The organism is Streptomyces sp. Ag109_O5-1, assembly GCF_003814875.1.
GTDB lineage: Bacteria > Actinomycetota > Actinomycetes > Streptomycetales > Streptomycetaceae > Streptomyces > Streptomyces sasae.
This window is the reverse complement of sequence record NZ_RKQF01000001.1, coordinates 3765226-3791137: the sequence shown is the minus strand read 5'-3', so window position 1 is coordinate 3791137 and position 25912 is coordinate 3765226. Positions and strand designations below refer to the sequence as shown.

Genomic DNA, 25912 nt, shown 5'->3' with positions numbered 1-25912 from the left:
CCACAGTCGGACATCTTGCAATTCATCTACGCGTAACACACAGGGCGCCTTCGTCACTCCGGCGAAACAACGAGGGGCAACGACCGAAACCGCGCTGCGTCAATCTCATGGCGCATAACCGGCCCACCCCCCGCTTGACCGGACCGCTCACACGCTCCGACCCGCACGGGGCCGTACCAACCGACGAGGAGACGCCGATGGCATCAGCCGCCATCACGCTTGCAGCGGAGGCACCCAAGCTGTCCTCCGCGAACACGGGCTTCATGCTCATCTGTTCCGCCCTGGTGCTGCTCATGACGCCGGGACTCGCCTTCTTCTACGGCGGCATGGTCCGCGTCAAGAGCACCCTGAACATGCTGATGATGAGCTTCATCAGCATCGGGATCGTCACCATCCTGTGGGTGCTCTACGGCTTCTCCTTTGCCTTCGGCACCAAGAACGGCTTCATCGGCTTCGACTCCCACTGGCTGGGCATGAGCAACGTCGGGCTGACGGAGCTCTGGCCCGGCTACACCATCCCGGTGTTCGTCTTCATGGTCTTCCAGATGATGTTCGCGGTCATCACACCGGCCCTGATAAGCGGCGCCATCGCGGACCGTGTGAAGTTCTCGGCCTGGGCGCTCTTCGTCGCCCTGTGGCTCACGGTCGTCTACGTCCCGGTCGCCCACTGGGTCTGGGGCGCCGACGGCTGGGCCTACAAGCTCGGTGTGATCGACTTCGCGGGTGGTACCGCGGTCCACATCAACGCCGGTGCCGGCGCCCTCGGCGTCATCCTGGTCATCGGCAAGCGCGTCGGCTTCAAGAAGGACCCGATGCGCCCGCACAGCCTCCCGCTGGTCATGCTCGGCGCCGGTCTGCTGTGGTTCGGCTGGTTCGGCTTCAACGCCGGCTCGTGGCTCGGCAACGACGACGGCGTCGGCGCGCTGATGTTCGTCAACACCCAGGTCGCCACCGCCGCCGCCATGCTCGCCTGGCTCGCCTACGAGAAGATCCGGCACGGCGCGTTCACCACGCTGGGCGCCGCCTCCGGCGCGGTCGCCGGTCTGGTCGCGATCACCCCGTCCGGTGGTGCGGTCTCCCCGCTCGGCGCGATCGCCGTCGGCGCCATCGCCGGTGTCGCCTGCGCCGCGGCCGTCGGCCTGAAGTTCAAGTTCGGCTACGACGACTCCCTCGACGTGGTCGGCGTCCACATGGTCGGCGGCATCATCGGCTCCCTGCTCATCGGCTTCTTCGCCACCGGCAAGGGCCAGTCCACCGCGACCGGCGTCTTCTACGGCGACCACTCCTTCACCCAGCTGTGGAAGCAGTGCGCCGGTGTCGGTGCCGTCCTCGCCTACTCGCTGGTCGTCTCGGCGGTCCTCGCCTTCCTCCTCGACAAGACCCTCGGTATGCGGGTCTCCGAGGACGACGAGGTCTCCGGCATCGACCAGGCCGAGCACGCCGAGACTGCATACGACTTCAGCGGCGCGGGCGGTGGTGTCGTCAGCGCCGTCTCCGGCGGGTCCCTGGCCGGTTCGAGCAAGAAGGTGGACGCATGAAGCTCATCACCGCCGTCGTGAAGCCCCACCGGCTCGACGAGATCAAGGAGGCCCTGCAGGCCTTCGGCGTCCACGGCCTCACGGTCACCGAGGCCAGCGGCTACGGTCGGCAGCGCGGCCACACCGAGGTCTACCGTGGTGCGGAGTACACGGTCGACCTGGTGCCCAAGATCCGTATCGAGGTACTGGCCGAGGACGAGGACGCCGAGCAGCTGATCGACGTCATCGTCAAGGCCGCCCGCACCGGCAAGATCGGTGACGGCAAGGTCTGGTCGCTGCCGGTCGAGACCGCCGTACGGGTCCGCACCGGCGAGCGTGGGCCGGACGCGCTGTAGAACAGAACCACCTGAATACAGGCAGGAGTCGCTGGGTGACGGGTACGGATGTTCGGAACGACACAGAGGACACGGGACCCAGCGGCTACGCGGCGGCCCGGCTGCGCCTCCTCACCGAGGAGGCGCGGTCCGGGCCGCCGCGCCGTACCGCCCTCGCGGAACTCACGGACGAATGGCTGACCGGCCTGTTCGCGGCCGCCACCGAAGGCATCAGGGGCGGCATCTCCCTGGTCGCCGTAGGCGGCTACGGCCGCGGCGAACTCTCCCCTCGCAGTGACCTCGACCTCCTGCTGCTGCACGACGGCGGCGACTCCGGCGCGGTGGCCGCCGTCGCCGACCGGCTCTGGTACCCGGTCTGGGACCTGGGCCTGGCCCTCGACCACTCCGTGCGCACGGCCGCCGAGGCCCGCAGGACCGCCGGTGAGGACCTCAAGGTCCAGCTCGGCCTCCTCGACGCCCGCCATATCGCCGGTGACCTGGGCCTGACCTCCGGACTGCGCACCGCGATCCTCGCCGACTGGCGCAACCAGGCGCCCAAACGCCTCCCCGAGCTCCAGGAGCTGTGCGTCGAGCGCGCCGAGCGCCAGGGCGAGCTCCAGTACCTTCTGGAGCCCGACCTGAAGGAGGCCCGCGGCGGCCTCCGCGACGCCACCGCCCTGCGCGCCGTCGCCGCCTCCTGGCTGGCCGACGCCCCGCGCGAGGGCCTCGCCGACGCCCGCAGGCGCCTGCTCGACGTCCGTGACGCGCTGCACCTGGCGACAGGGCGCGCCACCGACCGCCTCGCGCTCCAGGAGCAGGACCAGGTCGCGGCCGAGCTGGACCTCCTCGACGCCGACACCCTGCTGCGCCAGGTCTACGAGTCCGCGCGGGTCATTTCGTACGCCAGTGATGTCACCTGGCGCGAAGTGGGCCGCGTACTGCGCTCACGCGCCGTCCGCCCGCGGCTGCGCGCCATGCTGGGCGGCGGCAAGCCGGTCGCCGAGCGCTCCCCGCTGGCCGAAGGGGTGGTGGAGCAGGACGGCGAGGTGGTGCTCGCCCGCACCGCACGCCCCGAACGCGACCCCGTGCTCCCGCTGCGCGCCGCGGCCGCCGCCGCCCAGGCCGGCCTCCCGCTCTCCCTGCACGCCGTACGGCGGATGGCCGCCACCGCCCGTCCCCTGGCCACGCCCTGGCCCGCCGAGGCCCGCGAACAACTGGTCACGCTGCTCGGCTCCGGCCGCCCCACGGTCGACGTCTGGGAGGCGCTGGAGGCGGAGGGCCTGATCACCCGGCTGCTTCCCGACTGGGAGCGGGTGCGCTGCCGGCCGCAGCGCAACGCCGTGCACATCTGGACCGTCGACCGCCACCTCATCGAGACCGCCGTCCGCGCCTCCGAGTTCGCCCGCCGTGTGCACCGCCCCGACCTGCTCCTGGTCGCCGCCCTGCTGCACGACATCGGCAAGGGCTGGCCGGGCGACCACTCGGTGGCCGGCGAGATCATCGCCAAGGACGTGGCGGCCAGGATCGGCTTCGACCGCGCCGACGTGGCGGTCCTGGCGACCCTGGTACGACACCACCTCCTCCTCATCGAGACGGCCACCCGGCGCGACCTGGAGGACCCCGCCACGGTCCGGCTGGTCGCCGAGGCGGTCGGCACCCAGGGCACCCTGGAGCTGCTGCACGCTCTGACCGAGGCCGACGCGCTGGCCACCGGCCCGGCGGCCTGGTCCTCCTGGCGCGGCTCCCTCGTCGCCGACCTGGTCAAGCGGGTCTCCGCGGTGCTCGCCGGAGACACCGCCGACGAGCCCGAGCCCGCCGCCCCCACGGCCGAACAGGAGCGGCTGGCCATCGAGGCCTTCCGTACCGGCGGCCCGGTCCTCGCCCTGCGCGCCCAGACCGAGCCGACGGCCACCGAGGACGAGCCGGCCGGCGAACCCGAGCCGCTCGGCGTGGAGCTGCTCATCGCCGTACCGGACCAGCCGGGCGTCCTCCCGGCCGTCTCCGGAATCCTGGCCATGCACCGCCTCACCGTCCGCACCGCCGAACTGCGCACCGTCGAGCTCCCCGACGACGTCGACGACGGCACGGTCCTGCTCCTCAACTGGCGGGTGGCCGCCGAGTACGGCTCGCTGCCCCAGGCCGCCCGGCTGCGGGCGGACCTGGTCCGGGCCCTGGACGGCTCCCTGGACATCGCCGGACGCCTGGCGGAACGGGACGCGGCCTACCCGAGGCGGCGCGGCCGGGTGGCCCCGCCACCGCGCGTGACGGTGGCCTCGGCGGCCTCCCGGCACGCCACGGTGATCGAGGTGCGGGCCCAGGACGCACCCGGGCTGCTGTTCCGGATCGGGCGGGCGCTGGAGGACGCCGAGGTGCGGGTGCGCAGCGCGCATGTGAGCACGCTCGGGTCCAACGCCGTCGACGCCTTCTACGTGACCGCCACCGACCACTCGCCGCTGCCCGCCGAGGAGGCGACCTCCGTGGCGCGCAAACTGGAGGAGACACTGAGGGCCTGATCACCTGGTCGTGCAAGGCGGGGACGACTTCCTTGCGCGGTTGGATACCCTGGAAGACGCTCACCGCCCCCGACTCCGAGGACCGACGCCGCCGTGTTCGACACTCTCTCCGATCGCCTTTCAGCGACCTTCAAGAATCTGCGCGGCAAGGGACGTCTGAGCGAAGCGGACATCGACGCCACGGCGCGGGAGATCCGTATCGCGCTCCTCGAGGCGGACGTGGCCCTTCCGGTCGTCCGTACGTTCATCAAGAACGTCAAGGAACGGGCGCTCGGCTCCGAGGTCTCCAAGGCGCTGAACCCGGCCCAGCAGGTTCTGAAGATCGTCAACGACGAGCTGGTCACCATCCTCGGTGGCGAGACGCGGCGGCTGCGGTTCGCCAAGCAGCCGCCCACCGTGATCATGCTGGCCGGTCTCCAGGGTGCCGGTAAGACCACCCTCGCGGGCAAGCTCGCCCACTGGCTCAAGGAGCAGGGCCACTCCCCGCTGCTTGTCGCCGCCGACCTCCAGCGCCCCAACGCCGTCAACCAGCTCAGCGTCGTCGCCGAGCGCGCCGGTGCCGCGGTCTACGCGCCCGAGCCGGGCAACGGCGTCGGCGACCCGGTCAAGGTCGCCAAGGACTCCATCGAGTTCGCGAAGGCCAAGGTCCACGACATCGTGATCGTGGACACCGCCGGCCGCCTCGGTATCGACCAGGAGCTGATGCAGCAGGCCGCGGACATCCGCGACGCCGTCTCGCCCGACGAGATCCTGTTCGTCGTCGACGCCATGATCGGCCAGGACGCCGTCACCACCGCCGAGGCCTTCCGGGACGGCGTCGGCTTCGACGGTGTCGTCCTCTCCAAGCTCGACGGTGACGCCCGCGGTGGCGCCGCTCTGTCGATCCGCCAGGTCACCGGCAAGCCGATCATGTTCGCGTCGAACGGCGAGAAGCTCGACGACTTCGACGCCTTCCATCCGGACCGGATGGCCTCCCGCATCCTCGACATGGGTGACCTGCTCACCCTGATCGAGCAGGCGGAGAAGACGTTCAGCCAGGAAGAGGCCCAGAAGATGGCCTCCAAGCTGGCGTCGAAAAAGGGCCAGGACTTCACCCTGGACGACTTCCTGTCCCAGATGGAGCAGGTCAGGAAGATGGGCTCCATCTCGAAGCTCCTCGGGATGCTGCCCGGCATGGGCCAGATCAAGGACCAGATCAACAACCTCGACGAGCGGGACGTGGACCGCACCGCCGCGATCATCAAGTCGATGACGCCGGGCGAGCGCCAGGACCCGACGATCATCAACGGCTCGCGCCGCGCCCGTATCGCCAAGGGCTCCGGTGTCGAGGTCAGCGCCGTCAAGGGACTCGTCGAGCGGTTCTTCGAGGCCCGCAAGATGATGTCCCGCATGGCCCAGGGCGGCGGTATGCCGGGCATGCCGGGGATCCCGGGGATGGGCGGCGGCCCCGGCCGGCAGAAGAAGCAGCAGAAGCAGGCCAAGGGCAAGCAGCGCTCCGGCAACCCGATGAAGCGCAAGCAGCAGGAGCTGGAGGCCGCCCAGCGCCGCGAGGCCGCCGCTCAGGGCGGCAACGCCTTCGGAGTGCCCCAGCAGGGCACCGAGGACTTCGAGCTGCCGGACGAGTTCAAGAAGTTCATGGGCTGAGCCCACCTGTGCGGGGGCACCCCCAGCGACAGCTGGGGAGGAGTCCCTCAGGGCACGCGGGCGATCAGGTAGCGGAAGACGTTGGGCATCCACACCGTGCCGTCCGCGCGCTGGTGCGGGTGGAGCGCCTCGGTCAGCTCCTTGCCGACCTGCTCCTGGTCGGTCGCCGCGATCGCCGCGTCGAACAGCCCGGTCGACAGCAGCCCGCGTACCGCGCTGTCTGCGTCGGCGTACCCGAACGGGCAGGAGACCCGCCCGGAACCGTCGATCCGCAGACCGGCCCGCTGCGCGACCTCCTCCAGATCATCGCGACAGGCCGGGCGCCAACTGCCCGTACTGCGCAAAGGATCGGCCAATTTCGCGGCCACCCGCAGCACGGACGAGGTCGCGCAGCGCTCCGGCGGACCCCAGCCGGCCAGCACCACGGCCGCCCCGTGCTCCGCCAGCGGCGTCGCCTCCGTGAGCAGGTCAGCGAGCCCTTCGGAGTCGCCGGCCAGGCAGCCGATCGGGTCGAAGGCGGTGATCAGGTTGTACGCCGGTGCCTGCGCGTCCGCCACGTCCCCGGGCGAGCCCTCCACGACCCGGGCGGCGCGGCCACGCGCGCGTGCCCCGAGGGCCGGGTCGGGCAGCAGACGCTCACGGGCGAGGGCGAGTCGTTCGGGGGAGGAGTCGACGCCGGTCACCGCGGCTCCTCTGGCCGCCGCCATCAGCAGGGCTAATCCGGAGCCGCAGTGCAGGCCGAGCAGCCGGGTGGCGGGACCCACTTCGAGTCGCTCGTGGACGGTCTCGTAGAGCGGGACCAGCATCCGCTCCTGGATCTCGGACCAGTCACGCGCGCGTGCGCACAGGTTCACGCGGGGGGTGGAATCCGCGTGGGACCGGTGCTGCCGCACGAGCGTAGGTGTCATAGGTAAGCGCCCCAATCCGCCGAGAGATACGCACTGACCGATTCCGTGGCCCCCGTGCCGTGCGCTCGCACTTCCCACCTATGCCACATAACTCCGGGCTCGCGGTGGCGTCCAGGGGTCGCGGGTCCCGGCTTGTGCGTGCGCTGCGACTGTGGCGAGATTTCACATCCCGGCAACTTGGGGCTCTACCATCGGACCCACGGAACGGCGGTTTTGGCCATGGTCGGCCGTCGCGGCGGCCGTACGGTGTCTGGCCGCCGCAGACGGGCCGGTGCCGGATGACGACGGGCTCCGGAGTAACGTCGGGGGCGTCGCGCACGCTGACCGGGGTAGCGTCCTGCGCCACGAGAGCGACCGAAACGTATCTTGCGCATCCGCCGACCACAGCCGTCCCGCTCTCCGCGACGGGGCTACGCGTCGGGTCGTACGTCAGACTACGCACCGGCTTGGTATGAGCTGTGACGCTTCTCCGCAGATCAGCGCACCCGTACTCGTCTCCACGCATCAGTGGCAACTGACGGGTACGTGCAAATTATTTGGGATGGCCCGGAATAGGAACACAGCGGCACTCCCGCTCGTTGTCATTACGTGAGCACGACACAGACACCACCTGTTCTCGCCGCAGAGCTGGCAGAGGCGTGGGCCGACATTCAGCGGTACCACCCCGAGCTGCCGGACCTTGCCGCGCCAGAGTCCCTGATCGGGGAGTCGTCGTCCGCGTGCGGTCACGAACTCTCCTTCGAACGGCTGCTCCATGAGGCAGTCCACGGCATCGCCGCCGCCCGAGGGGTCCGCGACACCTCCCGGGCCGGCCGCTACCACAACCGCAGATTCCTCGCGATCGCCGAGGAGCTGGGCCTGGACCACCCCGACGAGCCGCACCCCAGCAGCGGCTTCTCGCTGGTCACGCTCAACCCCGAGGCCAAGCGCCGCTACCGGCCGACCATCGAGAGACTGCAGCGCGCTCTCAAGGCACACACGGTGGCCACCTCCGCCGACACCTCCCGCACCTTCCGCGGCCCGGCCGCCCGCCACGGCTCGTCCGGCGGCGGTGTCCGCGTCAAGGCGGTGTGCGACTGCGGGCGCAACGTCCGGGTCGTCCCGTCGGTGCTGGCCCAGGCCCCCATCGTGTGCGGCGGCTGCGGCAAGCCGTTCCGCATCCCGGAAATCGTGGGCGCGGCGTAGACCCACGGCTGCTCGTGGCAGCCGTGGCCATCGCCTCGCCGTGATGCCGGTCGGCGCACCCGACGTACACCACCTCCACGCCGGGTGCGCTTTCGGCGTGCCCTCGCACGACCGCCGGACAGAGCGACCCGCAGGGTGTGGCACAATGGCTAGCTGTACTCGACAGCCGCACAGGACCCCTCTCTCCTCCGGCTGACGCGTCCATCGGGCACTCGGGTACCGCAACCCCACGCGGCAGTCTCGCCGTGCCCAACCACGTCAAAACCAGGAGAATCCACTCCCGTGGCAGTCAAGATCAAGCTGAAGCGTCTGGGCAAGATCCGTTCGCCTCACTACCGCATCGTCGTCGCCGACTCCCGCACCCGCCGTGACGGCCGTGCGATCGAGGAGATCGGCAAGTACCACCCGACCTACAACCCGTCGGTCATCGAGGTGGACGCCGAGCGCGCCGCGTACTGGCTCGGCGTCGGCGCCCAGCCGACCGAGCCCGTGCTCGCCATCCTGAAGAAGACCGGCGACTGGCAGAAGTTCAAGGGCGAGCCCGCCCCGGCGCCGCTGCTCGTGGCCGCGCCGAAGGCCACGCGTCCGTCGTTCGAGGCGCTCGGCGGTGACGACGAGGGCAAGGGTGAGGCGATCACCCAGAAGAAGAAGGCTGAGAAGAAGGACGAGGCCGCGGCTGAGTCCGAGTCGACCGAGGCCTGAGCAGCATGCTCGAAGAGGCGCTTGAGCACCTCGTGAAGGGCATCGTCGACAACCCCGACGATGTGCAGGTCGCCTCGCGCAACCTGCGCCGCGGGCGCGTGCTGGAGGTCCGGGTGCACCCCGACGACCTCGGCAAGGTGATCGGCCGCAACGGCCGCACCGCGCGTGCCCTGCGCACCGTCGTGGGTGCCATCGGCGGCAGGGGAGTCCGCGTCGACCTCGTCGACGTCGACCACGTCCGCTGACGCTTATCGCAACCGGCTCGGGCCGGGGAGGGCCACTGGCCGTCCCCGGCCCGCAGTCGTATGAGCAGGAGACGACAGGAGAACAAGCACAGTGCAGCTCGTAGTCGCACGGATCGGCCGCGCCCACGGCATCAAGGGCGAGGTCACCGTGGAGGTACGTACCGACGAACCGGAGCTCAGGCTCGGGCCCGGCGCCGTACTCGCCACCGATCCCGCCGGCCTGGGACCGCTCACCATCGAGACGGGCCGCGTGCACAGCGGCCGCCTGCTCCTGCGCTTCGAGGGCGTCAAGGACCGCACCGCCGCCGAGGCCCTCCGCAACACCCTCCTGATCGCCGAGATCGACCCGGAGGAACTGCCCGAGGGCGAGGACGAGTACTACGACCACCAGCTCATGGACCTGGACGTGGTCACCGTCGACGGCACCGAGGTCGGCCGGATCACCGAGATCTCGCATCTGCCGTCCCAGGACCTGTTCATCGTCGAGCGCCCCGACGGCAGCGAGGTGATGATCCCCTTCGTCGAGGAGATCGTCGTCGAGATCGACCTGGAGGAGCAGAAGGCGGTCATCGCGCCCCCGCCGGGACTGATCGACGACCAGGCGGAGATCGCCTCCTCCCGGGACGAGTCGTAATGCGCCTCGACGTCGTCACGATCTTTCCCGAGTACCTGGAACCGCTGAACGTCTCGCTCGTCGGCAAGGCACGCGCGCGTGGACAGCTGAACGTCCATGTGCACGACCTGCGGGCGTGGACGTACGACCGTCACAACACCGTCGACGACACCCCGTACGGCGGCGGGCCCGGCATGGTGATGAAGACCGAGCCCTGGGGCGACGCCCTCGACTCCGCGCTCGCCGACGGCTACGAGACCGGCTCGCACACCCCCGCGCTGATCGTCCCCACCCCCAGCGGCCGCCCCTTCACCCAGGAACTCGCCGTCGAACTCTCCGAGCGGCCCTGGCTGATCTTCACCCCGGCCCGTTACGAGGGCATCGACCGGCGCGTCATGGACGAGTACGCCACCCGGATGCCGGTGTACGAGGTGTCCATCGGCGACTATGTGCTCGCGGGCGGCGAGGCCGCCGTACTGGTGATCACGGAGGCCGTGGCCAGGCTGCTGCCCGGCGTCCTCGGCAACGCCGAGTCGCACCGGGACGACTCCTTCGCGCCCGGCGCGATGGCGAACCTCCTGGAAGGCCCCGTCTACACCAAGCCGCCCGTCTGGCGCGGCCGGGACATCCCCGACGTGCTGCTCAGCGGCCACCACGGCAAGATCGCCCGCTGGCGCCGCGACGAAGCTCTGAGGCGGACCGCCGCCCACCGGCCCGACCTGATCGAGCGATGCGACCCCAAGGCGTTCGACAAGAAGGACCGCGAGATGCTCTCCATCCTGGGCTGGGCCCCGGACCCGGCGGGCGCGCCCCACGGCCGATTTTGGCGCAGGCCAGAGGGCGTGGAAGAATAGGCCGCTGCTGTGCGCCCGTCCGGTGTGCGCCCCTGCCGCAGGGGGACACGACGCCCGCCCCGACCCGCACGGCAGTCCTCATGGAACACCTAGTTTCCGTTGATGACCTGTGGCATCAGCGAAGAAAGCAGACGAAATGTCTCACCTGCTCGACACCGTCGACTCCGCGTCGCTGCGCAGCGACGTCCCGGCCTTCCGCCCGGGTGACACCGTCAACGTCCACGTCCGCGTCATCGAGGGCAACCGCTCCCGTGTGCAGCAGTTCAAGGGCGTTGTGATCCGCCGCCAGGGCAGCGGTGTCCGCGAGACCTTCACGGTCCGCAAGGTCTCCTTCTCCGTCGGCGTCGAGCGCACCTTCCCGGTGCACACCCCGATCGTCGAGAAGATCGAGCTCGTCACCCGTGGTGACGTGCGTCGCGCCAAGCTCTACTACCTGCGCGACCTGCGCGGTAAGGCTGCGAAGATCAAGGAGAAGCGCGAGCGCTGATCTCGCGCGACGGGATTCTTATCGGGGCCGGATAGCATCTGGCCCCGATGGACACCGAAGCACAGCCGACGGAGCGCGACCGCTCCTCCCGCCCCGAACCAGAGGCCGTGGAGGGTCGGTCGCGTTTCGCGTTGCTGTCGCGGATCACCGACTGGCTCCCGGGCGGCTGGATCACGCTGGCCCTCTTCACCTGCCTGGCGTTTCTGCTCGTCCTCAACACTTTCGTGGCCCAGCCATTCCAGATTCCCAGCGGATCCATGGAACAGGGATTGAGGATCGGAGACCGGGTTCTCGTAAATAAGTTGGTGTACCGGTTCGGTGCCCAGCCGCGCCGGGGAGATGTCGTTGTGTTCGACGGCACCGGGTACTTCGGGGACGCCGACTACATCAAACGCGTTGTCGGTGTGGGAGGAGACCATGTGGTCTGCTGCGACAAGAAGGGGAGGATCGAAGTGAACGGCCGGTCGGTCGACGAGACCGCGTTCCTCTATCCCGGGGACACCCCTTCTACTGTGCCCTTCGACGTCGTCGTGCCCGACGGCAGGCTCTTCGTCCTGGGGGACCATCGCAGCGACTCCAGTGACTCCCGGGACCACCTGGGCTCGCCCGGCGGCGGCATGATCCCCGTCAAGGACGTGATCGGACGGGCCGACTGGATCGTCTGGCCGTACGCACACTGGACCCGCCTCACTCGTCCCGCCGCCTATGCGCGCGTGCCGGCCGCGGGAGCGGTCCATGGGTAACCGCGGCAAACCGCGCGGTGTGGCCACCGACGCGGCCGCGGCCCTGCTGCCCACCGGGGGCCGGCGCACCTCCAGCCCGGGCGGTGGCCGCAGCCGCGCGGAGCGGCGCAAGCTGCAGCGCAAGGTCAAGCGCAAGCGCCGGCGCGGAGCGATGCGGGAGATACCGCTGCTGGTCGGTGTGGCCGTCCTGATAGCCCTCGTGCTGAAGACGTTCCTCGTCCAGGCCTTCGTGATCCCGTCGGGTTCCATGGAACAGACGATCCGGATCGGCGACCGCGTCCTGGTCGACAAGTTCACCCCGTGGTTCGGGTGGAAGCCGCACCGCGGGGACGTCGTGGTCTTCCACGACCCGGGCGGCTGGCTCAACGGGGAGCAGACCACCAAGGCGAACGACCCCGTCGTCGTCAAGCAGGTCAAGGAAGGGCTCACCTTCATCGGTCTGCTGCCCTCCGCCAACGAGAAGGACCTCATCAAGCGGGTCATCGGCGTCGGCGGCGACCACGTCAAGTGCTGTGACGCGCAGGGCCGGGTGACCGTCAACGGTGTAGCACTGACCGAGGGCGACTACCTGTATCCCGGGAACGCTCCCTCCACCCAGGAGTTCGACATCACCGTCCCGCAGGGCCGGCTGTGGGTGATGGGCGACCACCGGGGAAACTCCGCCGACTCGCGCTACCACCAGGACACCGCGTACGGCGGCACGGTGGCCGTGAGTTCGGTGGTGGGCCGGGCCATGATGATCGGCTGGCCCATCGGGCACTGGACCAAGCTCGATGAACCTAAAACCTTCGCAAGCGTTTCTAACTCTGTGTCGGGGTCGACCGCCGCTCCCCGGCTGTCGCATAGGGTTGCCTCCGACGATCCGAACGGATACGTCCAACTCCCGACCCCTGCGGAACTCCCGCTCGTTATGGGAGTGGTGGGCCTGCGCCGAGGATGGCGCGGGCGGCGGCACGGAGTGAGGAGTTGGCGTGGGGGATGTAGCGGTGGGCGCACGGTCGGGACACGACGGCGAGGAGCACAACGGGCGCCCCGTGGAGAATGTCCCCACCGCTGGCGGCGGTTCCACCCCCGCGAATGACGCCGGGCCCGCCGGGGACGACACCCCGGTGGACGGTCCCGGCTCCCACGGCGGTGGCACGGACGGGGACGGGGGCGACTCGGCGGCGTCCGCACCGAAGAAGCCCCGCTCCTTCTGGAAGGAACTGCCGATCCTGATCGGTATCGCGCTGGTGCTGGCGCTGCTGATCAAGACGTTTCTGGTGCAGGCGTTCTCGATCCCGTCGGAATCGATGCAGAACACCCTCCAGGTGGGTGACCGGGTCCTGGTCGACAAGCTCACCCCGTGGTTCGGGTCCAAGCCGCAACGCGGCGAGGTCGTCGTCTTCCACGACCCGAGCGACTGGCTGAAGGGCGAGCCGACGCCCCAGCCCAACGCCGTGCAGGAAGTCCTCAGCTGGATCGGCCTGATGCCGTCCGCCGAGGAGAAGGACCTCATCAAGCGGGTCGTCGGCGTCGGCGGCGACACCGTCTCCTGCAAGGGCAGCGGCCCGCTCATGGTCAACGGGCATGCGCTGACCGAACCTTATGTGTACGAGGGCAACACCCCGTGCAGCGTCGACGACCAGGGCGGCCAGTTCACGGTGAAGGTGCCCAAGGGGTACATCTGGGTCATGGGCGATCACCGCCAGGACTCCCGTGACTCGCGCTACAACCAGTCCGACGAGCACCACGGCATGGTCCCGGTCAGCGATGTCGTCGGCCGTGCCATCGTCAAGGCCTGGCCGATCAACCGCTGGGGCACGCTGCCGATTCCCGACACCTTCGACCAGAGCGGGCTCGACAAGCAGACGTCCGCCGCCGGGGCACTGCCCTACGCGCCGCAGACGGTGGCCTTCGCGAGCGTCGTACCGCTCGCCGTCCTGCGGCGCCGCAGGCTCGCCCGGACCGCGGCGGCCGCCGACTCCCAGCGCGGCTGAACGGACCGGACACCAGCCCCAGGGGCCCCATGAGCGGACCGCAAGGTCCGCTCATGGGGCCCCTTTGCGTCTCCGATCACGACTCGATCACATTCGTATATTCGTTCGCCAGTCAAGATCATCACTGCTACTCTCCGATCTTGTCCGAACGGCAAAGGTTTTGTTGAATTTTGGGGGCAGCATGAAGAAGTTCCGGCTCGCGGGGGCAATGGTCGGCGCGGTCGCGCTGGTCGGGCTCGCCAACTCGCCGGCCTTGGCAGGGACGGACATCACCGCGTACGGACCGAGTCTGAAGTCGGGCTGTTCGCACGCCTCCGCCGGGCACTTCGCGTCCTACGGCGAGACGTTCACCGTGTACGACGAGTGCGCGGACGGCTGGTCCGCGGTCGTCGAGGTCGACGTCGCTCCGTACCAGTCCGGTGGCGGCTACGACTTCGTCATCTGGAACCACAACGGTGCCGACGGCTCCCCGGTGACCGTCGACAAGAGCTACGCCGAGGGCACGGGCGTCTGCCTGCGGGCGGGCTCGGGCGAGTACTCCAGCAAGGAAGCCGGCACCTGGAGCTCCTGGAGCTGCGGCGCGGCCTGACCGGACGCACGGACACCGGTGACTGTGGGGAGGTCTCCCCGGGATTGAAGATCCCGGGGAGACCTCCCCAGTCGTTTTCCTGCCACGGTATGGTGCCCTGCGCGGACTTCGGGATCGGGAGTGGACGTGGGAACTGCTGAGCGTGGCAACGGGAAGTCGGGCACCGACCTCGGAGGCATACTGTCGGGGCTGGCCGTCGGGCTGGGCCTGCTGCTGTTCCTCGGAGGGTTCGCCTGGGCGGCGGTGGTCTACCGGCCGTACACCGTGCCCACCAGCTCGATGTCACCGACGATCGCCGTCGGGGACCGGGTCCTCGGGCAGCGCATCGACGGCAGCGAGGTGCGCCGCGGTGACGTCGTGGTCTTCGCCGACAAGAGCTGGGTCACCAACTCGGACGTCGTCAAGCGCGTGGTCGCGGTCGGCGGGGACACGGTCTCCTGCTGCACGAACGGCAAGCTGACCGTCAACGGCAAGCAGATCGACGAACCGTATCTGCCGGCGGGCACCCAGGCCGAGCTCCAGGGCTTCCCGACCGTCACCGTCCCCAAGGGCCGGCTCTTCCTCCTCGGCGACGAGCGCCAGGGCTCCCTGGACTCCACCGCCCACCTCACGGACGCGGCGAAGGGCACGGTCGCACGCAGCGCCGTGATCGCCCGGGTGGACTCCGTCATCTGGCCCATGAACGGCATGCTCAAGCGCCCGACCGGCTTCGAGACCCTCGGCTCCCTCTCCCAGCCGGGGCCGCTGCCCATCATCACCGCCCTGATCGTGGCCGGCGGTGTGCTGGTCCTCGCCGGCGGCGCGTACGGCCCGATCGCCAAGCTGCTGGGCCGCTCCCGCGCCGGCGGCCGTGCGGAGCCCGTCGGTGCCCGCTGAGGCGCCCTCGGAGGGCGGGCCGCGCAAGGTGGCCCGGGTGGTCCTGCTCGACCCCGACGACCGCATCCTGCTCCTGTATGGCCATGAACCGGACGACCCGGCCGACGACTGGTGGTTCACCCCCGGCGGCGGACTGGAGGGCGACGAGACCCGTGAGCAGGCCGCTCTGCGGGAACTCGCGGAGGAAACCGGCATCACGGACGTCGAACTCGGCCCGGTGCTGTGGCGGCGGATGTGCTCCTTCCCGTTCGCCGGCCGCCGCTGGGACCAGGACGAGTGGTACTACCTCGCGCGTACGACGCAGACGTCCACCGAGGCCAGAGGCCTGACCGAGCTGGAGCGGCGCAGTGTGGCCGGAGCGCGTTGGTGGACGTGCCAGGAACTGACCCGGGCACATGAGACGGTGTATCCGACCAGACTCGCCGAGTTGTTCCGTAGGCTGCTCGACGAAGGTCCCCCCGTCAGGCCCGTCACCCTTGACACGGAAATCGTCTAGGGGCGCGCGGGACTGGCGCACAATGGTGGGGATCGCACGGCTGAAGGGGAACATGCCATGAGCGCCGAGGACCTCGAAAAGTACGAGACCGAGATGGAGCTGAAGCTCTACCGGGAGTACCGCGATGTCGTCGGTCTGTTCAAATACGTGATCGAGACCGAGCGGCGCTTCTACCTCACCAACGACTACGAGATGCAGGTGCACTCGGTCCAGGGTGAGGTGTTCTTCGAGGTGTCCATGGCTGATGCCTGGGTCTGGGACATGTACCGACCGGCTCGATTCGTGAAGCAGGTTCGTGTGCTCACGTTCAAGGACGTGAACATCGAGGAGTTGAACAAGAGCGACCTGGAGCTTCCGGGCGGCTGAGGTTCTCGGGACGGTCGCTCGTGCGGGTGACGGAGTTGTCCACAACCGCCGAGTAACCCCACCAAGATCAACTCATTGGCCGGGCGTGCGTGACGGTTGGCGCCGGAGGTGGTGCCGACATGAACACCAATCGGGCACGCAGTGCACTCGGCAGGTACGGCGAGACGCTGGCCGCGCGGCGGCTGGCCGAGGCCGGTCTGACGATCCTGGAGCGCAACTGGCGCTGCGGCAGGTCGGGCGAGATCGACATCGTGGCGCGGGACGGGGACGTCCTGGTCGTGTGCGAGGTCAAGACCCGGAGGGCGGGGCCCTTCGAACACCCCATGGCCGGGGTGACCCCCGAGAAGGCGGAGCGCCTGCGGGGCCTCGCCGAACACTGGATCCACGCACACGGGGGAGCACCGCCGGGCGGCGTCCGCATCGACGTGATCGGCGTGCTCCTGCCGCAGCGCGGGGCACCCGTGGTGGAGCACGCGCGAGGGGTGGTCTGAGATGGGCTTCGCGCGTACGTGCTCGGTGGCGCTGGTCGGCGTCGAGGGCGTGGTGGTGGAGGTCCAGGCCGACCTGGAGCCCGGGGTGGCGGCGTTCACGCTGGTCGGGCTGCCGGACAAGAGCCTGACGGAGAGCAAGGACCGGGTCCGTGCGGCGGTGGTGAACTCGGGGGCGGCCTGGCCGTCGAAGAAGCTCACGGTGGGGCTCAGTCCGGCGTCGGTGCCGAAGAGCGGCAGCGGCTTCGACCTGGCTGTCGCCGCGGCCGTCCTCGGGGCGGCCGAGCGCATCGACCCCCGGGTGCTCGCCGAGATTGTGATGATCGGCGAGCTGGGCCTGGACGGGCGGGTGCGGCCGGTGCGGGGCATCCTGCCGGCGGTGCTGGCCGCCGCCGACGCCGGATACGAGCAGGTGGTCGTACCGGAGAGTGCGGTGCCGGAGGCCTCCCTCGTACCGGGGGTATCGGTGCTGGGCGTCCGGAGCCTGCGCCAGCTGATCGCGGTCCTCACCGACGAACCGGTCCCCGACGAGGAAGCCGTGCCCGGCGAGATCCGCCCGGACCCGTTCATCGCGGGGCTGGCCCTGCCCGGCATGGGCCTCGGCACCGGCATGGTCACCGGCGAGCACGCACCCGACCTGGCCGACGTCGCGGGACAACAGGTGGCCCGAGCCGCTCTGGAGGTGGCGGCGGCCGGGCGGCACCACGTCTTCTTCAAGGGCCCGCCCGGCGCCGGCAAGACCATGCTGGCCGAACGGCTGCCGGGGCTGCTGCCCGAACTGAGCCGGCAGGAGTCCCTGGAGGTCACCGCCGTCCACTCGGTCGCCGGGATGCTGCCGCCCGGCCATCCCCTGGTCGACAGGCCGCCCTACTGCGCCCCGCATCACTCGGCCACCATGGCGTCCCTGGTCGGCGGCGGAACCGGCCTGCCACGCCCCGGAGCGGTCTCGCTGTCCCACCACGGCGTGCTCTTCCTGGACGAGGCCGCCGAGTTCCACAGCAGCGTCCTGGACGCCCTGCGCCAGCCCCTGGAGTCGGGGCACGTCGTGGTCGCCCGGGCCGCCGGGATACTGCGGATGCCCGCGAAGTTCCTCATGGTCCTGGCCGCCAACCCCTGCCCCTGCGGCCGGCACGGCACCCCCGGTGACATCTGTGAGTGCCAGCCCTCCTCGATCAAGCGGTACCGAGCCCGGCTCTCCGGCCCCCTGATGGACCGCGTGGACCTCAGGGTGGCCGTCGAACCGGTCGCCAGGGAAGAACTGCTGCGGCTCCACACCGGCGCCGAATCCTCCGCCGCCGTGGCCGACCGGGTGCGCACGGCCAGAGAGCGGACCGCCCGCCGCTACGAGGGGCTGCCCTGGCGCACCAACAGCGAAGTGCCCGGTCATGAACTGCGCACCCGCTGGCACGTCCGGCCCGGCGCGCTCGCCAAGGCCGAGCTGGATCTGGACCGGGGACTGCTCACCGCCCGTGGCCTCGACCGGGTGCTCCGGGTCGCCTGGACCCTCGCCGACCTGGCGGGCCACGACCGGCCCTCCGCCAACGACGTCAACCTGGCCCTGGAGCTGCGCACCGGCGTCCGGCGCGGCGCCGTCCTGGAAGGGATGCGGACATGAGCGACGGCGACCTGCTCGCCCGGATCTTCCTCACCAGGGTCATCGAACCCGGCGACGAGACGGGCGGGCGGTGGCTGAGGGAGTACGGGACCGCGGAGGTGGTACGGCGGCTGAGCGAGGACGGGGTGGCCGCGCTGCCCGGAGTCAGTGAGACCCGCTGGGCCGGCCTCCGGGCCAGGGCCCGGCAGGCCGACCCCGAGCGGGACCTCGCGATCGCGCGAGAGGCCGGGGCCCGGTTCGTCGTTCCCGGCACCGTCGAGTGGCCCGCCCAGCTCGACGACCTCGGCGACGCCCGCCCCCTCGGGCTCTGGGTGCGGGGGCGGCCCGGTCTGCGGATGTGGGCGCTCAAGGCCGTCGCCGTCGTCGGGGCCCGGGCCTGTACGGAGTACGGGGCGCACATGGCGGCCACCCTCGCCGCCGGGCTCGCCGAACACGGCTGGGTGGTGGTGTCCGGCGGCGCCTACGGCATTGACGGCGCCGCCCACCGCGGAGCGCTCGGCGCCGGCGGGGCCACCGTCGCCGTGCTGGCCTGCGGGGTCGACCGGCCCTACCCGCGCGGGCACACCGAGTTGATCAACAGGATCGCCGAACAGGGCCTGGTGGTGGGGGAGTTGCCGCCGGGGGAGCATCCGACGCCGAGCAGGTTCGTGCTCCGCAACCGCGTCATCGCGGCGCTCACCAGGGGCACCGTGGTCGTGGAGGCCGCCCTCCGCAGCGGCTCGCTGGTCACCGCGCGGGCGGCACAGCGGCTCGGCCGGTTCACCATGGGCATCCCCGGCCCCGCCACCAGCGGCCTCTCGACCGGAGTGCACGAGCTGCTGCGCGGAGAGGCGGTCCTGGTCACCGACGCCGCGGAAGTCGTCGAGCTCGTGGGCGACATGGGCGAGCTGGCCCCGGCCAGACGCGGCCCCGTCCTCCCACGGGACCTGCTGGAGCCCGCCGCCCGGCGGGTCCTGGCCGCCCTGCCCGGGAACCGGCCGGCCTCGCCCGAAGAGGTGGCGCGCGGCGCGCTGACGTCCGAGGACGAGGCCATCGCCAGACTGTACGAACTCCGAGCACTTGGTTACGTCGAACGACACGGCGACGGCTGGAAGTTGACACGCCAGGCGATGATCTCGGTCCGGGACGGTCGGAGTCGGTGCTGACCGAGCGTGTTCGGCCGTCCGGGGGAACCCCCGACGCCCTTGGGAATTCCCGGAGTTGACACCTCCCCCCGGTCACGCAGAGCGACGCGCCGAGCGCGGTCGGACGCGCCGTACAGGGGGTTCGCGCAGGGGTGGAGCCTCGTTGTTCGCACACCGCGACTCCGTAGTCACGCTACGCTCACAAAAGCCCGACGCAGACCACGCCAACCGACATCAGACCGACACCTCGCCCATCCGGCTCCCTTCGCCCACTCCTCACCCAGTCCACCCCACCCCGCCCCGCTCACCTCGCTCCACGGCACATCACGGCACTTCCTGGCACTTCACGGCAGAACGGCACAAGGCGACGAATGCCCCAGCACACCTCCGGGTCCGACCGGGCGGCGATCCCCCAAGCCGCCCGCGACGGTGGCAGCGTGCGGCCGCCCGCTCCCTCGACGCTCGACGAGCTGTGGCGGTCGTACAAGGCGACGGGGGACGACCGGCTGCGGGAACAGCTGATCCTGCACTACTCACCGCTGGTCAAGTACGTGGCGGGACGGGTCAGCGTCGGCCTTCCGCCCAATGTGGAGCAGGCCGACTTCGTCTCCTCCGGGGTGTTCGGGCTCATCGACGCGATCGAGAAGTTCGACGTCGACCGGGAGATCAAGTTCGAGACGTACGCGATCACCCGGATCCGGGGCGCGATGATCGACGAGCTGAGGGCGCTGGACTGGATCCCGCGCTCCGTTCGGCAGAAGGCGCGCAACGTGGAGCGGGCGTACGCCACGCTGGAGGCGCGGCTGCGGCGGACGCCCTCCGAGGGTGAGGTGGCCACCGAACTGGGCATCGAGGTCGATGAACTCCACGCCGTGTTCAGCCAGTTGTCGCTGGCCAACGTGGTGGCGCTGGAGGAGCTGCTGCACGTCGGGGGCGAGGGCGGGGACGGCCTCAGCGTCATGGACACGCTGGAGGACACCGCCGCGGACAACCCCGTGGAGGTGGCCGAGGACCGCGAGCTGCGGCGGTTCCTCGCGCGGGCCATCAACACGCTGCCCGATCGGGAGAAGACCGTGGTGACCCTCTACTACTACGAGGGACTCACCCTCGCCGAGATCGGGAACGTACTCGGCGTCACCGAGAGCCGGGTCAGTCAGATCCACACCAAGTCCGTGCTGCAGCTGCGGGCGAAGCTGGCGAGTTTCGGCCGCTGAGGACCCGGGGCCGGCCGCAGTGGGCCGCGTCCCGGTCGCGCTGTCTCCCGTCGGGCGCGGCACGTCCGTAGAGTGGACGGGTGCCAAGGATTCGAGCGGCCTCCGTGGCCGAGCACCGGTCGATGCAGCGAGCCGCCCTGCTGGACGCGGCGCGGTCCCTTCTGTCCGAGGGCGGGACGGAGGCGCTGACGTTCCCGGCGCTCGCCGAGCGGACGGGGCTGGCCAGGTCGTCCGTCTACGAGTACTTCCGTTCCCGGGCCGCGGTGGTCGAGGAACTGTGCGAGGCCGACTTCCCCGTGTGGGCGGCGGAGGTCGAGGCGGCGATGGAGCGGGCGGATTCCGCCGAGGGCAAGGTCGAGGCGTATGTGCGCCGGCAGCTGTCCCTGGTCGGGGACCGGCGGCACCGGGCGGTGGTCGCGATCTCGGCGAGCGAGCTGGACCAGGGGGCCCGGGAGAAGATCCGGGCCGCGCACGGCGGGCTGGTCGCGATGATCGTGGAAGCGCTCGGGGAGCTGGGGCATGCGCAGCCCCGGCTGGCGGCGATGCTGGTGCAGGGCGTCGTGGACGCGGCGGTGCGCCGCATCGAACTGGGCGCGGCGGAGGACCCGACGGTGATCACGGACGCGGCCGTGGCCATGGCCCTACGGGGCGTGCAGGGCTGAGGTCGGCGGGGGGTTTCGCTTCCCCGCCCGCAGCCGCGCGAACGGCCGTAATCACTCCTCCGGCAGCGGCACCCCCAGCACCGGCAGCAGTCTCGACGGACCCCCGTTCAGCAACCACGGCGGCAACAGCAGCAACGGGTTCACATACACGTCCCCTCGCAGCAGCCCCCAGTGCACACACGCCCGCCCACCGCAATGCGCACCCCCCGGCTCCACCGTCCCCACCACCTCCCCCGCCGCCACCTCGTCCCCCTTCCGTACCGTCGCCGTCACCGGCTCGTACGTCGTACGGAGATCCGTGCCCGCCAGTGCCACTGACACCACGCCCCGCCCCGCCACCCGGCCCGCATAGGAGACCCGGCCCGCCGCCACCGCCCGCACCGGCTCGCCCGCGGACGCGGCCACGTCGACTCCCCGGTGCCCGGGGCCGTACACCGTCGCCGGCGGTTCCCAGCCGCGCAGCACCGCCGGCCGTACCCCCACCGGCCAGGCACGGCCGATCGCCGGTACCGGTGGCGACGGAGGATCGTCCGCCCATGCCGCCGTCGCCGCCAGGACCAGCGGCAACACCGCCGCCGCCCACACCCACCGCATCGCTCGTCGCATGACGGAACCGTCCCCCATCCACGCGGATCATGGCCGGTACCTGTGGATTACTCCCTGGTTGTGGACCGTGGCGTCACCCGGTACCCCGCGGGTCCCGTACACTTCCTTTGGCGATCCGGGTCACCGGGTCGACTTCGCACGCCCCGACATCAGGCCGGTAACACGGTCTGAGTCAGCGCTTCTCGGTCCTTTGCGGCACAGCGCACCCGGGCGTCAGGCGCGGGAGCCGTCCGGTACCCGCGGCACAACCGAGAAATTCAAGGAGATGGCCATGGCCGTCGTCACGATGCGGGAGCTGCTGGAGAGCGGCGTCCACTTCGGTCACCAGACCCGTCGCTGGAACCCGAAGATGAAGCGCTTCATCTTCACCGAGCGCAACGGCATCTACATCATCGACCTGCTCCAGTCGCTGTCGTACATCGACCGCGCCTACGAGTTCGTCAAGGAGACCGTCGCCCACGGCGGCACGGTCATGTTCGTCGGCACGAAGAAGCAGGCGCAGGAGGCCATCGCCGAGCAGGCCACCCGCGTCGGCATGCCCTTCGTCAACCAGCGCTGGCTGGGCGGCATGCTCACCAACTTCTCGACCGTCTACAAGCGTCTGCAGCGCCTCAAGGAGCTCGAGCAGATCGACTTCGAGGACGTCGCCGCGTCCGGTCTGACCAAGAAGGAGCTTCTCGTGCTCTCGCGCGAGAAGGCCAAGCTGGAGAAGACCCTCGGCGGTATCCGCGAGATGCAGAAGGTGCCCAGCGCCGTCTGGATCGTGGACACCAAGAAGGAGCACATCGCCGTTGGTGAGGCCCGGAAGCTCAACATTCCGGTCGTCGCGATCCTCGACACCAACTGCGACCCTGACGAGGTCGACTACAAGATCCCGGGCAACGACGACGCGATCCGCTCCGTCACCCTGCTCACCCGCGTGATCGCCGACGCCGTCGCCGAGGGCCTCATCAGCCGCTCGCGCGTCGCCACCGGCGACAAGGGCGAGAAGGCCGCCGGCGAGCCGCTCGCCGAGTGGGAGCGTGACCTGCTCGAGGGCGAGAAGAAGGCCGACGAGGCGGAGAAGCCCGCCGAGGCCGCTGTCGAGGCGCCCGCCGAGGTCGCTGCTGAGGCGCCCGCCGAGGTTGCTGCCGAGGCCCCGGCTGAGGCCCCCGCCGAGGCTCCGGCCGCGGACGCCGAGCAGGCCTGACCCGTCAGCGTTGACGGCGGGGGCGGCGACATCCCGAACGCCCCCGCCGTTCACCCATAGATTCGCGCTCTACATCTACGTGTAGATCGTGGATCGGGCAGATCTCCCGACTTCGAGAAAGACTTACGACTCATGGCGAACTACACCGCCGCTGACGTCAAGAAGCTCCGCGAGCTCACCGGCGCCGGCATGATGGACTGCAAGAAGGCCCTGGACGAGGCCGAGGGCGATGTCGACAAGGCTGTCGAGGCGCTCCGCATCAAGGGCCAGAAGGGCGTCGCCAAGCGCGAGGGCCGCTCCGCCGAGAACGGCGCCGTGGTCTCGATCATCGCCGACGACAACTCCTCCGGCGTCATCGTCGAGCTGAAGTGCGAGACGGACTTCGTCGCCAAGGGTGACAAGTTCCAGGCCGTCGCCAACACCATCGCCGAGCACGTCGCCAAGACCTCCCCGGCCGACCTGGAGGCCCTGCTCGCCTCCGAGATCGAGCCCGGCAAGACCGTCCAGGCGTTCGTGGACGAGGCCAACGCCAACCTCGGCGAGAAGATCGTCCTGGACCGCTTCGCGCAGTTCTCCGACGGCTTCGTGACCGCGTACATGCACCGCACGATGCCCGACCTGCCCCCGCAGATCGGTGTCCTCGTCGAGCTGGACAAGCCGAACGCCGAGGTCGCCAAGGGCGTCGCCCAGCACATCGCCGCCTTCGCGCCGAAGTACCTCGCCAAGGAGGACGTGCCGGCCGACGTCGTCGAGTCCGAGCGCCGCGTCGCCGAGGAGACCACCCGCGCCGAGGGCAAGCCCGAGGCCGCGATCGCCAAGATCGTCGAGGGTCGTCTCAACGGCTTCTTCAAGGACGCCACGCTGCTCGGCCAGCCGTACGCCATCGACAACAAGAAGTCGGTCCAGAAGGTCCTGGACGAGGCCGGTGTCACCCTGAAGCGCTTCGCGCGCATCAAGGTCGGCATCTGAGTCCGTACCGCGATCGACGCGCGACCCGCGGGGAAATCCCGATAGGGTCGGCCGACAGCAGTCGTCCGTACGCACCGCCACACCCAGGGCGTGACGGACGGCGGCAGATCTGACGAGGAGGCCATTGCCGCGCATGGGCAGCGAAAAGCGACCCCACCGGCAATGGCCTTCTTCGTATGTGCACCACGTGAAAGAGGCGGGATCTCCATGACCACCAAAGCCCAGAAGAGCGACGACGGCAAAGTACACGGCCGGTTTCTGCTGAAGCTGTCCGGAGAGGCCTTCTCCGGTGGCGGCGGCCTGGGCGTGGACCCCGACGTGGTGCACAAGATCGCCCGCGAGATCGCGGCCGTCGTGCGGGACGGCGCGCAGGTCGCCGTCGTCATCGGCGGCGGCAACTTCTTCCGCGGCGCCGAACTCCAGCAGCGCGGCATGGACCGGGCCCGGTCCGACTACATGGGCATGCTCGGCACCGTGATGAACTGCCTCGCCCTCCAGGACTTCCTGGAGAAGGAGGGCATCGACAGCCGGGTGCAGACCGCGATCACCATGGGGCAGGTCGCCGAGCCGTACATCCCGCTGCGCGCCGTGCGCCACCTGGAGAAGGGCCGCGTGGTCATCTTCGGCGCCGGTATGGGCATGCCGTACTTCTCCACCGACACCACCGCCGCCCAGCGCGCCCTGGAGATCGACGCCGAGGCGCTGCTCATGGGCAAGAACGGCGTGGACGGGGTCTACGACTCCGACCCCAAGACCAACCCCGACGCCGTCAAGTTCGACTCCCTCGGCTACGGCGAGGTCATCACCCGCGAGCTCAAGGTCGCCGACGCCACCGCGATCACCCTCTGCCGCGACAACAAGCTGCCGATCCTCGTGTTCGAGCTGCTGGCGGAGGGCAATATCGCGCGCGCCGTCAAGGGTGAGAAGATCGGCACGCTGGTGGGTGACCAGGGCAGCCGGGCCTGACCGACAACGCCTGACGCACCCTGACCGGGGGATGGACAATGTCCTGCCGGTCGGGAACCGTTCAGGAAAGAAGACGCGACGCAGCCGGCCGCCGCCCCGCCAACGGAACCGCAGCCGGGCCTTACTCAAGACACGCAGGAGCAAGTGGTGATCGAAGAGACCCTCCTCGAGGCCGAGGAGAAGATGGAGAAGGCCGTCGTGGTCGCCAAGGAGGACTTCGCCGCGATCCGCACCGGCCGTGCGCACCCGGCGATGTTCAACAAGATCGTGGCCGACTACTACGGCGCGCCGACGCCGATCAACCAGCTGGCCTCGTTCTCCGTGCCGGAACCGCGCATGGCGGTCGTGACCCCGTTCGACAAGACGGCCCTGCGCAACATCGAGCAGGCCATCCGCGACTCGGACCTGGGCGTCAACCCGAGCAACGACGGCAACATCATCCGTGTGGTGTTCCCCGAGCTCACCGAGGAGCGCCGCCGCGACTACATCAAGGTCGCCAAGGGCAAGGCGGAGGACTCCCGGGTCTCCATCCGTTCCGTCCGCCGCAAGGCCAAGGACGCGATCGACAAGCTGATCAAGGACGGCGAGGTCGGCGAGGACGAGGGCCGTCGCGCCGAGAAGGAGCTCGACGACCTCACCGCGAAGTACGTCGCGCAGGTGGACGAGCTCCTCAAGCACAAGGAAGCGGAGCTTCTCGAAGTCTGATGAACGACTCATCCTGGGGAGCGCCGCCACACGCCGGGCCGCAGGCGGGACCGCAGGCCGGGCAGGCCGACGCACCGGCCGGGTACTGGGGGCCGACCGATCAGGGCACCGGCCGGGGGTACGACCCCGGTCAGGGGTACGACCAGGGCCAGGGGCAGGTCCCCGGCCACGGGTACGTGCCCGGTCAGGGGTACGGCCAGAGCCAGGTCCAGGGCCATGGACACGGTCCCGGTCAGGGTTACGACCACGGCCATGCCCATGGCTACGGTCAGGGGCACGTCCAGGGAGCCGCCCCGGCGGGTCCCGCGTACGATGCGCATGA

The 25912-nt window shown here is 70.1% G+C and carries 29 protein-coding genes; 26 read left to right on the top strand and 3 right to left on the bottom strand.

What is annotated here, in order from left to right; all coding sequences use genetic code 11:
• The first annotated feature begins 197 nt into the window (after positions 1-197).
• The 4 genes from EDD90_RS17130 (at position 198) to ffh (ending at position 6009) form a co-directional block, all read left to right on the top strand.
• On the top strand, positions 198-1538 hold the full coding sequence (locus EDD90_RS17130; RefSeq protein ID WP_123973856.1) for an ammonium transporter: 1341 nt from the start codon (positions 198-200) through the stop codon (positions 1536-1538).
• Positions 1535-1873, top strand: coding sequence for a P-II family nitrogen regulator (locus EDD90_RS17125; protein ID WP_093498850.1), 339 nt, complete (start codon positions 1535-1537; stop codon positions 1871-1873). The genes EDD90_RS17130 and EDD90_RS17125 overlap by 4 nt, the downstream gene beginning before the upstream one ends.
• Positions 1874-1908: 35 nt before the next feature.
• Complete coding sequence (locus tag EDD90_RS17120; protein WP_123973855.1) at positions 1909-4365, top strand: [protein-PII] uridylyltransferase; 2457 nt, start codon at positions 1909-1911, stop codon at positions 4363-4365.
• Between the two features lie 93 nt (positions 4366-4458).
• Positions 4459-6009, top strand: a complete 1551-nt coding sequence (ffh, locus tag EDD90_RS17115; protein WP_123973854.1) for a signal recognition particle protein — start codon at positions 4459-4461, stop codon at positions 6007-6009.
• A 47-nt stretch (positions 6010-6056) separates the two neighbouring features.
• Here ffh and EDD90_RS17110 read toward each other — a convergent pair whose 3' ends face one another.
• Complete coding sequence (locus tag EDD90_RS17110) at positions 6057-6917, bottom strand: SAM-dependent methyltransferase (protein ID WP_123973853.1); 861 nt, start codon at positions 6915-6917, stop codon at positions 6057-6059.
• Positions 6918-7505: 588 nt separating this feature from the next.
• Here EDD90_RS17110 and EDD90_RS17105 point away from each other — a divergent pair.
• From EDD90_RS17105 to EDD90_RS17020, 18 genes are all read left to right on the top strand, one after another.
• Positions 7506-8102, top strand: a complete 597-nt coding sequence (locus EDD90_RS17105; protein WP_123973852.1) for a hypothetical protein — start codon at positions 7506-7508, stop codon at positions 8100-8102.
• A gap of 282 nt (positions 8103-8384) precedes the next feature.
• Positions 8385-8804 carry a 30S ribosomal protein S16 gene (rpsP, locus tag EDD90_RS17100; protein ID WP_123973851.1) on the top strand — a complete coding sequence of 140 codons (420 nt, stop codon included), beginning with the start codon at positions 8385-8387 and terminating at the stop codon, positions 8802-8804.
• Positions 8805-8809: 5 nt separating this feature from the next.
• Positions 8810-9049: an RNA-binding protein gene (locus EDD90_RS17095; RefSeq protein ID WP_003973401.1), complete on the top strand. Its 240-nt coding sequence runs from the start codon at positions 8810-8812 to the stop codon at positions 9047-9049.
• Between the two features lie 91 nt (positions 9050-9140).
• The gene (rimM, locus tag EDD90_RS17090) at positions 9141-9683 is read left to right on the top strand and encodes a ribosome maturation factor RimM (protein WP_123973850.1); all 543 of its coding nucleotides are present in this window, start codon (positions 9141-9143) and stop codon (positions 9681-9683) included.
• Positions 9683-10516 carry a tRNA (guanosine(37)-N1)-methyltransferase TrmD gene (trmD, locus tag EDD90_RS17085; protein ID WP_123973849.1) on the top strand — a complete coding sequence of 278 codons (834 nt, stop codon included), beginning with the start codon at positions 9683-9685 and terminating at the stop codon, positions 10514-10516. The genes rimM and trmD overlap by 1 nt, the downstream gene beginning before the upstream one ends.
• Positions 10517-10652: 136 nt before the next feature.
• Positions 10653-11003 (top strand): 50S ribosomal protein L19, encoded by a 351-nt coding sequence (gene rplS, locus EDD90_RS17080; protein ID WP_123973848.1) that lies wholly within the window; start codon positions 10653-10655, stop codon positions 11001-11003.
• 47 nt (positions 11004-11050) lie between these two features.
• Positions 11051-11746 carry a signal peptidase I gene (gene lepB, locus EDD90_RS17075; RefSeq protein ID WP_123973847.1) on the top strand — a complete coding sequence of 232 codons (696 nt, stop codon included), beginning with the start codon at positions 11051-11053 and terminating at the stop codon, positions 11744-11746.
• Positions 11739-12827, top strand: a complete 1089-nt coding sequence (lepB, locus tag EDD90_RS17070; protein WP_123973846.1) for a signal peptidase I — start codon at positions 11739-11741, stop codon at positions 12825-12827. Before lepB (EDD90_RS17075) ends, lepB (EDD90_RS17070) begins: the two co-directional genes overlap by 8 nt.
• Positions 12718-13725: a signal peptidase I gene (lepB, locus tag EDD90_RS17065; RefSeq protein WP_123973845.1), complete on the top strand. Its 1008-nt coding sequence runs from the start codon at positions 12718-12720 to the stop codon at positions 13723-13725. The genes lepB (EDD90_RS17070) and lepB (EDD90_RS17065) overlap by 110 nt, the downstream gene beginning before the upstream one ends.
• Positions 13726-13906: 181 nt before the next feature.
• Positions 13907-14314, top strand: coding sequence for a hypothetical protein (locus EDD90_RS17060; RefSeq protein ID WP_123973844.1), 408 nt, complete (start codon positions 13907-13909; stop codon positions 14312-14314).
• Positions 14315-14440: 126 nt separating this feature from the next.
• Positions 14441-15190, top strand: a complete 750-nt coding sequence (lepB, locus tag EDD90_RS17055) for a signal peptidase I (protein WP_123973843.1) — start codon at positions 14441-14443, stop codon at positions 15188-15190.
• A complete protein-coding gene (locus EDD90_RS17050) occupies positions 15180-15686 on the top strand; it encodes an NUDIX hydrolase (RefSeq protein WP_123973842.1) in 507 nt (168 codons plus the stop codon). The genes lepB (EDD90_RS17055) and EDD90_RS17050 overlap by 11 nt, the downstream gene beginning before the upstream one ends.
• Before the next feature lie 57 nt (positions 15687-15743).
• Positions 15744-16052, top strand: coding sequence for a DUF2469 domain-containing protein (locus EDD90_RS17045; RefSeq protein WP_003965949.1), 309 nt, complete (start codon positions 15744-15746; stop codon positions 16050-16052).
• 119 nt (positions 16053-16171) lie between these two features.
• Positions 16172-16543 (top strand): YraN family protein, encoded by a 372-nt coding sequence (locus tag EDD90_RS17040; protein ID WP_185149125.1) that lies wholly within the window; start codon positions 16172-16174, stop codon positions 16541-16543.
• A 1-nt stretch (position 16544) separates the two neighbouring features.
• Positions 16545-18155 carry a YifB family Mg chelatase-like AAA ATPase gene (locus EDD90_RS17035; protein WP_123973840.1) on the top strand — a complete coding sequence of 537 codons (1611 nt, stop codon included), beginning with the start codon at positions 16545-16547 and terminating at the stop codon, positions 18153-18155.
• Positions 18152-19300: a DNA-processing protein DprA gene (gene dprA / locus EDD90_RS17030; protein WP_123973839.1), complete on the top strand. Its 1149-nt coding sequence runs from the start codon at positions 18152-18154 to the stop codon at positions 19298-19300. The genes EDD90_RS17035 and dprA overlap by 4 nt, the downstream gene beginning before the upstream one ends.
• A gap of 350 nt (positions 19301-19650) precedes the next feature.
• On the top strand, positions 19651-20493 hold the full coding sequence (gene whiG, locus EDD90_RS17025; protein ID WP_123973838.1) for an RNA polymerase sigma factor WhiG: 843 nt from the start codon (positions 19651-19653) through the stop codon (positions 20491-20493).
• A gap of 104 nt (positions 20494-20597) precedes the next feature.
• The gene (locus EDD90_RS17020) at positions 20598-21155 is read left to right on the top strand and encodes a TetR/AcrR family transcriptional regulator (protein WP_123981326.1); all 558 of its coding nucleotides are present in this window, start codon (positions 20598-20600) and stop codon (positions 21153-21155) included.
• 51 nt (positions 21156-21206) lie between these two features.
• On the opposite strand, the gene EDD90_RS17015 is transcribed toward EDD90_RS17020, so the two are convergent.
• Complete coding sequence (locus EDD90_RS17015; RefSeq protein WP_123973837.1) at positions 21207-21761, bottom strand: murein hydrolase activator EnvC; 555 nt, start codon at positions 21759-21761, stop codon at positions 21207-21209.
• A gap of 271 nt (positions 21762-22032) precedes the next feature.
• Here EDD90_RS17015 and rpsB point away from each other — a divergent pair, with 271 nt between their 5' ends.
• The 4 genes from rpsB to frr all read left to right on the top strand — a co-directional run bounded on the left by rpsB (position 22033) and on the right by frr (position 25590).
• Complete coding sequence (gene rpsB, locus EDD90_RS17010; RefSeq protein WP_123973836.1) at positions 22033-22950, top strand: 30S ribosomal protein S2; 918 nt, start codon at positions 22033-22035, stop codon at positions 22948-22950.
• A gap of 132 nt (positions 22951-23082) precedes the next feature.
• Positions 23083-23919, top strand: a complete 837-nt coding sequence (gene tsf, locus EDD90_RS17005; protein WP_123973835.1) for a translation elongation factor Ts — start codon at positions 23083-23085, stop codon at positions 23917-23919.
• A gap of 207 nt (positions 23920-24126) precedes the next feature.
• The gene (gene pyrH, locus EDD90_RS17000) at positions 24127-24885 is read left to right on the top strand and encodes a UMP kinase (protein ID WP_123973834.1); all 759 of its coding nucleotides are present in this window, start codon (positions 24127-24129) and stop codon (positions 24883-24885) included.
• Positions 24886-25032: 147 nt separating this feature from the next.
• On the top strand, positions 25033-25590 hold the full coding sequence (gene frr / locus EDD90_RS16995) for a ribosome recycling factor (protein ID WP_123973833.1): 558 nt from the start codon (positions 25033-25035) through the stop codon (positions 25588-25590).
• Between the two features lie 8 nt (positions 25591-25598).
• Here the strand turns inward: frr and EDD90_RS59025 are convergent, their stop codons facing one another.
• Positions 25599-25910: a hypothetical protein gene (locus tag EDD90_RS59025; protein ID WP_123973832.1), complete on the bottom strand. Its 312-nt coding sequence runs from the start codon at positions 25908-25910 to the stop codon at positions 25599-25601.
• Positions 25911-25912 lie beyond the last annotated feature (2 nt).